Consider the following 11,180-nt stretch of genomic DNA (forward strand, 5'->3'; position numbering starts at 1 on the left):
ATATAATACTTACTATTTATCTACGAACGTGAATGCCAAAATATCCCCCTATTAACTTTATAATTATTCGTTTATTAAGGAATGATGAAGCTCATCCTTAACCAAACATTTTTCTAAAATAAAAAGCTTATCTTATTTGAGCCCAAGTTTAGCAATCTTATCGCCCAATATGAGATGTTTCATCTCTTCTTCAATATCTCTAAAATTTTCTTTACCCGTACTCTTAACTACCTGTCCATTTTTTAGGAAATGAATTCGATCGCAGCAATCATGTAGTGTTGAGAAAATATGTGAACTTATTAGTACAATTTTTCTTAATTCTTTGAGATGATGAATTAAGGCGGTCACAATAATATTGCTCTGGAGATCGAGGCCATTAAAAGGTTCGTCGAAAATAAAATAATCATTATCCTGCAGCATGACTCCAGAAATCGCTAATTTTTTTTTCATACCCGTCGAATAATTCGCAGCATATTCACCTAGCGGAAGATCGAATATATTTTTCTCTTCAAAGTTTGGCTCTGGCACTTTCCTGCTATGACAAAGCAAACGAAGATATTCTTCTCCGGTAATTTTTGGAAAAAAATAAGGGTCAGTATCTAGAAAGCCTATATGATCCTTCGTTTTTTCAAACTCCGATTTAACTATTCCTTCATAACTTTCAATACCAGCTATGCATTTAAAGAGGGTTGACTTGCCTGCGCCATTGTTACCAACAATGCCATGTACTTCTCCTCTATTAAAGTTCAAATTGATATCACTCAAAATAATTTTCGAGCCGTATTTTTTTGATAAATTCTTTACGGTAATCATTTCAATATTTCTTTAAGGCTAGTTCGCGATTTAACATAGAAATAAGGCATACACACAAGCACAAGTGGAATAAAGATTAAGGCAATAATAAATAAGACAAATATCGGTAAAGGCATTCTATTAGGAAAATAAGTGTATTTACTCAATAACCCTGATACTATTGATACATAACCAATGATTTGCACAATAATTAAGATTAAAAATTGATCACTAAAGGCGATACCAAGTGCAATAGCAATAGGTAACGACAAGACAGTTGAATATAATATCAATATTTTGACTTTATTTAATAAGAATTGAGAGAATGTCATTGAATAAATCCATACATAAAAGTGGCTTTCTGGATCCAAGTAGAATGAAAAACTAATTATCTGAATAATTATTAATGAAAAAACACCTAAATTAAAATTTCCAACAGTAATGCTAATACCGCAGATAAAATAGGATAATAGGATTATCAAAAATGTTTTTCTAAAACCCACTATAAATTCATAAGGAAGCTTATAGAATGGTGTTGGAAGCACATAAGTAGCTTTTCTCCCTTCTTTTATAAAGATTAAAAGACCATTAGCGATCATTATGATAACAGGAATCAACAATTTCCCATTTACAATCAAGAGCAAAATAAATGGTAGTCCCACTATGATATTTTCAAGAGCCCTTATTAAATAATAATGTCTATTTGAAAAGTTAAATTTTAAAAATATATTCCTAGAACTACCATTTAAGCAAAAAGTTAGCACCATCGGGATAATAGCGTACACATAAGGTGTGTATGAGGCTTTTAAGATTATATACTGTGAAATAACAGTAAAACTTATCAATATTAAAAGACCTACTAGAAGTGGGTTCATCCCACTATTTGCTAAATAACGCAGAATTATGCGGCTTTGTAACGTAAAATAAAACTTCATTTTCTAAATTACTTTACATTTATTTATAACGATTGAATCCATGTTTTAAAAATAGTACTTACGATTAAAAATCATTGCTGTGCTTGAACTGACACATAGTATTTATAAAGGAAGTCATAAAGCACCATTTCATAAGTACGTTCCTTACAACCAATAAGACGATTCAGCATCATATGAATCAAGCTTGCTATTATACTCTCTTCAGTTACATTTGATATTTTATTTTCGCGTACCTGTTGTAACTCTTCAACATAGGGTTTAAGTAATAAACATCTTGATTTAAGAAGGCTATTGATATTCATTCGTAATCCCGACGATGATGCCCCAGTCAACATATTTGCAATTAAGGATTTGTGATTTCTATATTTAAGATTAATTTTATCCCTCATAACCTTATTTACATTAAACTCGTAAAAAAAGCTTTGTCTACTTTTATTAGTAAATTCGATCTTAGCATGTAGATCTAAGCCGAAACTATTTAAATAATCATCCATCCCCTTAATTCCGGCTAGCCATTTTTCAGTTTCATTTTCAGATATTATATTTACCAAAGCCAAGGTGATATCACTGTCCAGATTAAAAATAGATTCACATAATTCGATCGAATTACTTCCATAGCGATCGATTTCTCTGATATATGTATCTAACTGAACTTTCCAAATTGTTTTCGCAATACTTGGCCTTTCCAGAAAAGACTTTATTAATTGTATCAATTTACCTACATCAGTATAATTTATTAGGTGAAACCTTATTCGAAGATGAGGCTCGGGATCCGCATACCTAATGAAAAACCATTTATCAATCAATTGTTGATTCTTCAAAACATCCACTATGTTTTTTACACAACTCGATAATATTTGATCACCACTTTCCGAGTTACAATAGAATTTGTAATACACCCATTCCGAGCCTAAACCAAATGCATCAGTAATATCATTTTGTTCAGATTCATAACCATACTGCATAATATTACCATTTCTAAATGAAGTATCTTTCTTTATAAAACTAGCTACGCACTGATTCATATATGAGCCTGAAGAATCCTCTTTCCACAAGAATTCTCTTAATGGAATAAAACCTCTTTGCCTTATCGTTTGCAACCATGATCTAATTGATAATACATTGTGAAAATCTACAAGAAGTTCATTGTCTCCTTCTGCATAAACTACCTTTTCAGGCAACTTGTACTCCATACGTAATGCTTGAATATTCTCAAAGAGTGCCTGTTCTGAAAGGTTATATAGGTGTTTGAAATTATCTAAAGTAAAATTCCAAGTTGCAGGGGATATAATTACGTTTTTAAAAGTTATGCGCGGCAGAAAAAAATAAAGCGACGAAAGCCCTCCCCATGAAAAATTTATAATCTTATTATTAGAGGTATGGTTATATAAATCTCCAAAAAAATGATACAGTGGAATAGAATTATCAAAGTGGTTGTGCATATGGCTTTTGGTAGGGATAATTCTTTTTCCAAGATTTTTAGAAAATAATATAATTTCATCATTTTCGATTTTGATATAGATATCGGTCATTTCAATTCTTTGGTCACCTCTTAGCGATGATTTAGCCAGATAAGGTATCTCATAGTTTCGAATTTTCGGATGCATGATAACATTACTGGCTCTAGCGTCTGGCTGATGAACAAAATCTGCGAAAATTACTCCTGGATTCTGTTGCTCTTCCATTTTTGCGATGTCTTTTACTATATTAAAAATCGAGGAGTTGCCATTTGCAAATCTAGCTAGAACCGGGATAGCAGATGGGCCAACCATTCCATCTAGCACTATTATATTTTGTTCTTTATTAATTACTTTAAATAGTAAGGAAAAAGATGGAGGAAAATCATCCCAATTAATTTGAGAGACATCAAAGTCCGCTTCATTAAGTTCGATGCTATATTTGCTATTGTAATTGGCTTCTTTTAGCAATTCAAGCATCCATTTATTTGATTTTTTATAAGTAATATTTACGTCTTCCGATTGCCAATTTTGGGAAATATCTGATACTAGGGGAGCAAATATTGAAGGGTTGTTTACAGGGTACCCTATTCCATTCTCATAATCTAACACCTCAGTTAACAATACGGATTTCCCGTCGTATCTCTCTTTAAATTTTTTCTTAAACTGTATTAAAGAATCAGATGCAGATGTCGCATTCATATGCATAGAATTAAGAAGAAGGAGAGCTTCACAAAGCTGTTCTTTAATTTTCCAGTCTAACATTATCGTTTCCGAAGAACGATAACTATCTACATGAAATACTCTTGTTTCATCAACTGGAACGTCAAAACGTTTTAAAATATTTATTATGTCTTTATAAGCTTCAACTTTATTTCTTTTATTATCATCCAAACTCTCCAAACTTAATTTGACTTTTTGCAACTCCGAAATTATATTCAAAATTTGATTTTCCTGATCTTTGAAGTTTTTATTATGTAGAATCTTGATAATATTTTCCAGATGATCTTTCCCTGTGACCTCTATTTCTAGTTCATCTCTCAAAAGTTGTGACGATGTTAATTGGTATAGAAGTCCTAAAATTGTTTGTTTATCAAATCGATCATCCGAAATTGTTGAAACTAAATGAGACAAAGTAGCCCCATTCTTTGCATTTGATAGTATACCTTCTATATACAGGTTATTTTTAATGGCGGAAATTCTGTTCTTGCGTCTGTTGTCTTTATGATAATACTCGCAATATTTAATTTCACTTCCAACCGCTTGAATACTAGAATTGGGATAAAATAATAATCTGGCTCTTACAGCTGGTAAATTGGAAATCTTAGCTGTTAAATCACTTAAGTAGTTCATGTCCAATCGTGTATGACGAAAGAAGTCTTCTTCTGAAAAGTTAAGATACGTTCCTTTATTGCTCCATTTTCCAACTGCGCATGCAGAAAATAGCCCAAACGGTGTACATCTACTGAACATTCTAGAATAATACTTCTGGAGAGAGATTGAGATCTTCGCCTTTTTATCCTCCGCTAAAATACCTAATTTTAATTTTATCATTTCATTATAAAGAACAGGCGAAGCTATATAAATTGCCTCTAAAAAGACTTCATCATTTAACAAACGATCCATGTCTTTGATATCCAAACTATCTCGGAAGGAATATCTTGGAATTCTAACAACTATGTCGTCTTTTATTACGTATGGGAATTTTGTCATATACAATATATTCTTTTTACTTTGTCTATAATCCGTTCTTTTGCAATAACTCGAAATAATAATCCTCATTTTTTATTAATTCGAAGTGCGTTCCCTCTTCCACTACCTTTCCATCTTTTAAGACAATAATCTTATCCGAACTGAGAACGGAACTTAATTTATGAGTTATTATTATTACCGTTTTTGACATATTCAATAGGTCTTTTATGATATTTTGGACGTAGCTGTCGCTAAAACTATCTAGAGAGGAGGTAGCTTCATCTAAAATTAAAATTTCAGCGCTCCTATACAAAGCTCTAGCTATAGCAATTCTCTGCCGTTGACCTCCTGATAGATTAGTCCCATTTTCTCCTATATAAGTAAATAGCCCATTATCTAAACTCTCAATAAAGCCCATGAAACCCAGATTTTTACATATAGAAATCACCCTATTAACATCAGGTTCTTTATCACCAATTGCAATATTTTCAATAATACTACCTGCGAACAAAACAATATTTTGCGGCACTACACTGATTACATTCCTAAGTGATTCATTTGATAAATATTTAATATCATAGTCTCCAATGCAAATCCGTCCTTGGCTTAATGGGTACATGCTTTGTAATAAATTTATTAAGGTGCTCTTGCCAGAACCGCTAACACCTACAATTGAAGTTAACTTTCCCTTGGGTATAGTAATTGATAGATCTTGGAAAACCATAGCTCTTGAACCATATCGGAAAGTAATTTTCTCAAAAACAATATTTCCTATCATCGCCGGACTAATATCAATAGATTTTGTCTCTTGATCTGCGTCCTGATCTAAATTCATTATTTCAAACAACCTATCTGAAGCTATGAGCGCTTCATGGATTTGCTGATTTACTTTAACTAGGCTGCTAAGGGGGCCTGTGAAATAAGATAATAAGGCGAAAAATGAAAAAAGTTCTCCTGGCGTAAGTTCGCTATCAAATATATAATTTGTACCTACCCAGAATAGCAAGACTGATAATGATTTAGTGATAAAATCTGAAAAAGAAGCTATATATAAATTAGTAATTGCAATTTTGTAGATACTTCTTAAAAACGCGATAAATCTCTCCTCAGTTTTTTCTTTTGCATACACTTCTAACCCAAAGCTCCTTATGGTTTCCATAGAGTTTACACTTTCCACTAAATGACTACCAAGCTCCGCTGAGTTTTCCATAGAATTACGTACATTTTTCTTATTTAGTTTGTCACTGAATATATACATTGTTATATAAAAAGGAATTATTACTGCCATCAATAGCGCAAGTCTCCAATCATATATAAACATCATGATGAAGGAAAAAAAGACAATTCCAAAATTGACCAGTATTGTTACTAAAACTTCATTTATAAAGACTCTAATTTTAACTGCATCATTGATCCTACTAACAATTTCACCTACTCTCATATTGTCGAAAAAAGCCTGAGGTAGATCAAGTAAATGTGTATAATATCCAAGTATTAGTCGTAAATCGAGCATTTGGCCCAACTTAATTGTGAAAAGTGTTCTGATAAATCCAATGGTTACCTGAGTTACAATAACGAATAGCATTATTAAACCTAAGACGTTCAAAAGGTTCCCGTTGAAGTTCGGTATAACAAAATCTGTAATTTTTTGAATATATATCGAATTACCTAGGCCTAGTATAGTGTAGAGTAATGCCCCCAGAATAATTTGAAAAATGAGACTCGCTTTTGGCTGTAGCAATTTCCAATAAAGAAGCTTTTTGGAAACATTTAAACTCCCACTTTTAAAATCACTATTTGGACTTAGCACTATCAATATAGAGGTCCATTCTTTATAAAACTGCTCCCTCTTGTATTTAATGATCTTGCCAACCTCGGGATCCATTATTTTAAAATAGGTTTTCGTTGCTTTATAAATAACTACATAATGGGGGAATTTTTCTTTTGAATTGATATGAGCAATACATGGGAATGGCATCTCGAGCAAATCGTCCTTACTACATTTTACTCCTTTGGCATCAAATCCAATTTTCCTTGCGGCCTCTACAAGCCCTAATAATGTCGTACCCTTCTTGTCTGTATTCGCTAATTGCCTTGTTTTAGCTATAGGAATCTTAAGATGATAATACGCACAAATGCTAGCAAGACAAACCGCTCCACAATCAAAGGCGTCGTGCTGCTTAAGATTAATTTTCATAAGGAATTATTGTGTTGTTACGTTGGGATTTAACCAATTGTGCATTTTGTCAAAAATTAATTGCCAAAGACTCCGTTCAGTTAATTCAAAATTGGCTGTTGATGTCATACCTTTCTTAATGATACCTTTTCGACCGTTGCTTAACTTTAAAAAACTGGTTTCTAGGCTACATTTTACAACGAAGAAAGGCTTATTCTCCATCATTACAACTTCGTCATTTATTTCGACTACTCTTCCGATAAGAGTTCCCCAATCGATATAGCTAAAAGCGTCCAGTTGCAATCTTACCTTTTGATCTAAGGAAATAAATCCAATATCCTTAGGCGAGACATAACAAACTGCAATCAATGAACTGGTCGGGCTAATCTCTCCGATTTGCTGCCCTAGCCGGACAAAAGACCCCTGCTGAACTCCGCTACTTCTATAAATTGTTCCTGATATATTAGCTATAACCACACTACGTACGTTAGCGTCTTGAAATTGAATAATTTGCTTATCTATGTTACTCAACTCTTGTGCTAAACTGTACTCATCAGAACTAAAGCGAGATTTAGACTTTTCAGCTAACATCTCCAATTCACTTTTGACTCCATCATATCTCAGCTTTTCAACCTCCCATTCACTCGCTGAAATTACCTTTCGATTGAACAAAGTCTCACTTCTTTCAAAATCTTTTGCTATTTTTTTATACCTAAACATGATTTCCTTCTTTTGGAGAAGCATTTGATCGTATTCTATTTGATACTTTCGAGTTCGAAAATTAGGACGACCATCGAAATTAGAAATCGAATTAAATAGTTTCAAATCATTAAGGTTATCCAGCAATAGTTTTTTCTGATTCTGAAGGACATTTATATTACTTTTTTGAGCACTATTGTCTATCCAAAATAGTGTATCTCCGGCATGAACTCGCAAATTATCTTTAAAACTCAATTTTGTAATCTTTCCTTCAACAGTTGCCATTACAACCTCGTTTGTCAAAGCTGTTTGAATTATAGCAGGAGATGAAGAGTTTATAGTGACCTTAATAAACGGTAAGGCAGAAACCGAAATTATAACCAGAGCCAATAAAAAGATATATAGAACTTTAGATGATGTAGATATCTCTCCTAAGTAAAATATTTCCCTATTTTTTATTTGCTCATATTCGCATAAAGGTTCAGACATTTATTATTATTTACAGTACTTGTAGATTATTAACATATTATTTAATCATATCTAAAGACAACTTTTCCAAGTCTTTCTTTGCTTAAGAAAGATCTCTCAATAAATCCTTTAATATCTCCTTTAAAAACAGAATCTATAACCACTTGTAGCCTGCCTGTAATATAATCCTCTACGGCTCTTGATAGATTCTCAGTAGTTCCTAAACAGTTCCCAAGAATAGATAGGTTGTTCTGAATTATTCTCGCGAAGATCAGATTAATTTGCACCAGTTCATTTTTGATTCGAAACTGTTCGGCTACACCACAAGAAATATATTTCGCCCCCATGTTCATCACTTCCAAAATTTTAAAAAGATGGACATCTGCAAATGGATCGATTATATAATCGAATCCTCCATTATGAGCTACAAACTTGTTTATTTCGGGATTCTCTAAGATATTGTCTACACTTTCCGTTAAAACAAAAAAATCATCTAGTCCTATGTCAAGAAGCTTCTTTCGGTGTCTCGGATCTCGGGATGTCCCGAAAACTGATACATTCATATTTTTTAATGCATTCAGTGCAAAAAGAGAAGTATTAGAACTTATTCCTGTTATTAAGACTTTTTTCCCTGTCTTTATGTCTAGTTTGTCAATCATTGAATAAGTAGTTTGTGCTCCGATCGTAAATGCTGAGGCAACATTATCCTCCAGCAAGTCAGGTATTTTAAAAAGTTTTTCCGCAGGCAAAATTTCAATTTCTCTTGAAGCGTGGTTCGTTGGTAGGCCTGGTGTAATATCTGGCGAATTAGTAAAGGGATACTCTCCGTTAGGTATCACTCTATCCATTAATTTTAGATTTTTGACATTTTTTCCAACACCAATAACGGTTGCAACAAATTCAGAACCTATAGCATAATATTTTATTTCGTTTTTCAGCATTGATATTTTGGAATATGCATTGAGCATCGATGCTATCTCTCTGTAATTACAAGAAAATGCGGTTTTTTTTAACAATACATGATTTGGATATAGTTCCGGATCGAAATGGGGATCTTCACTTTCAATTAAAGCATAATTGATTATATGACCGTCCAAGGATAAACTTCCATTAAAAATACACTTGCTATAGTAATTCTCGAAATTACTCGAGCAGACGACAAGACTTCTCATTAATAATATTATATAATTTTAATAATCATTTTTTTAACTCGTACATTGAAGTAAAAAACTTCCATAATCTTCAATATCAATTATAAATTGAAGTAATTAGTATTTTTAGAAGTAAAGTGAAATTTAAGCTAAATACAATTTTAAAACATCATATTACAAAATCAATATGACATGATGTTAAGGGTACAAAGCTAAAACCACCTACTAGAGGTATCTTTCTTTGGAATAATTAGACGAGAGTTAACATATAACTATAATCTTGTGCTAAGTTTTATGACACTTATCCCGAGAATACCTTTATTGTTTGTATTTAATCAGTTTGCTATTGCAATATAACTGTGGTTTATCTCAAGTTTTAATAATATTAAAGGAAAGAATGGAACCATTTGCCTGATTTATATTCGATTAGGTAATACATATCCAATGAAAAATCATTTAGCTCATTTTTGAGCCCTACAGAATCTGAACATCGGATCTATTAGCTCGCTTATAATTTGTAAATTTTACTCTCATATATAAATAAAAACATAAAAAAACAGATAAGACTAATAATACATATATCCATGGTAGTATAATGCGGTAATTACTTCTAAATGTTTGGTTTTCCCTCAGAAAGATATGAATTATTACAAGTTGCAGTCCGACGACAATTGCAGCCTGCGGGAGCACCCAGCCTAGAATATATTTATTCCTTTGAAATCCTTTTGGATAATCCAAAAATACATTCCACTTCTTTGAAATAGATAAATATTCGGCGCCGTAATATTGATGTAAAGCAAAAGAGTTAAACGAAAGGCCATTAACCTCCGGGTTCATATTGCTTTTATTAAATATATGGCTATATAGTAGCCAACTAATTAAGATTATCCCAACAAACTGACATATTAATATTTCCGCCCAACCAAAATTAAAATAAACCACCAGCGGATTTCCTTCTTTACTCAAATTGGGAGTATATTGATATGTGAATACTATATCTACTAATCTGGTCAATAATAGTAACAGAATTGATAAACAATATTTTATCCACTTTATATTTTTACTATTCATATAAAAAATATTTAAGGTCATCAATAGATGACCTTAAAACAAAAATTAATACGCAGGGTAAGGTATTAGAGTCAATGTTATTAATAGACTAATACTAAAACATGCTGGGGTAGTACCACCATCAATCGCAGCCATTTCGCTATCGGACAATTCTGAAACAGTGCGTTTTTCAAACAAAGGATTTTTGCTATCTTGTAGCTTAGTGTCTAACGACAATTCGTTAATTTTTTTCATTACAATTTTATTTAATTTTCCGTCGCTTTGGATTAGGCTTTGACAATGCCTACTTGTTATTTATTTAGGTTTACAAGAAAACTCCTAATTTGTCGGCCAAACAAAATGCTTTAATTATCCACGCTAATATAACCCTACCCTTATGTATAAAATGATTAATACTTTTTTATTGATTGTAAATACTTAACTTATCTGCAAGATACTGTCTGTGTATTACCTTTATGTTTAATAATCTTTATGTATTTATTACTATTGTTTATTATATAGCAACATTATTTAAATCAAATACAAAAAATGACGCTTATTGATATCAATTCAAGTGTATTAATATACAATTAGTTATATCTATGGAGTTGATGTTAACTATAAATCTATTAATGCATGTATTAAACCTTTTTAATATACATTACCATATGTGTCCTAAATAAATTTTAGGATTGGATTTCTGTGGTACAAGCATAGCTTTTTTCATCATTTCGATATTGACCCCTATTTTTCAATCTGC

At 32.0% G+C, this 11,180-nt stretch carries 7 protein-coding genes; all 7 read right to left on the reverse strand.

The features are described from left to right. Positions 1–132: 132 nt before the first annotated feature. On the reverse strand, positions 133–813 hold the full coding sequence (locus L1283_RS19035) for an ATP-binding cassette domain-containing protein (RefSeq protein WP_286734180.1): 681 nt from the start codon (positions 811–813) through the stop codon (positions 133–135). Continuing rightward, positions 810–1,727 carry a hypothetical protein gene (locus L1283_RS19040; RefSeq protein WP_286734182.1) on the reverse strand — a complete coding sequence of 306 codons (918 nt, stop codon included), beginning with the start codon at positions 1,725–1,727 and terminating at the stop codon, positions 810–812. The genes L1283_RS19035 and L1283_RS19040 overlap by 4 nt, the downstream gene beginning before the upstream one ends. Positions 1,728–1,798: 71 nt before the next feature. Continuing rightward, complete coding sequence (locus L1283_RS19045; RefSeq protein WP_291095838.1) at positions 1,799–4,897, reverse strand: lantibiotic dehydratase; 3,099 nt, start codon at positions 4,895–4,897, stop codon at positions 1,799–1,801. Between the two features lie 25 nt (positions 4,898–4,922). Further along, a complete protein-coding gene (locus L1283_RS19050) occupies positions 4,923–7,073 on the reverse strand; it encodes a peptidase domain-containing ABC transporter (RefSeq protein WP_291095836.1) in 2,151 nt (716 codons plus the stop codon). 6 nt (positions 7,074–7,079) lie between these two features. After that, the gene (locus tag L1283_RS19055) at positions 7,080–8,240 is read right to left on the reverse strand and encodes an HlyD family secretion protein (protein ID WP_291095833.1); all 1,161 of its coding nucleotides are present in this window, start codon (positions 8,238–8,240) and stop codon (positions 7,080–7,082) included. Positions 8,241–8,281: 41 nt separating this feature from the next. After that, positions 8,282–9,316, reverse strand: coding sequence for a zinc-binding dehydrogenase (locus L1283_RS19060; RefSeq protein ID WP_286734191.1), 1,035 nt, complete (start codon positions 9,314–9,316; stop codon positions 8,282–8,284). A gap of 1,170 nt (positions 9,317–10,486) precedes the next feature. After that, positions 10,487–10,675: a hypothetical protein gene (locus L1283_RS19065; RefSeq protein WP_291095828.1), complete on the reverse strand. Its 189-nt coding sequence runs from the start codon at positions 10,673–10,675 to the stop codon at positions 10,487–10,489. Between the last annotated feature and the right edge of the window lie 505 nt (positions 10,676–11,180).

Source organism: Sphingobacterium sp. HSC-15S19 (genome assembly GCF_050433745.1).
Classification (GTDB): Bacteria; Bacteroidota; Bacteroidia; order Sphingobacteriales; family Sphingobacteriaceae; genus Sphingobacterium; species Sphingobacterium siyangense.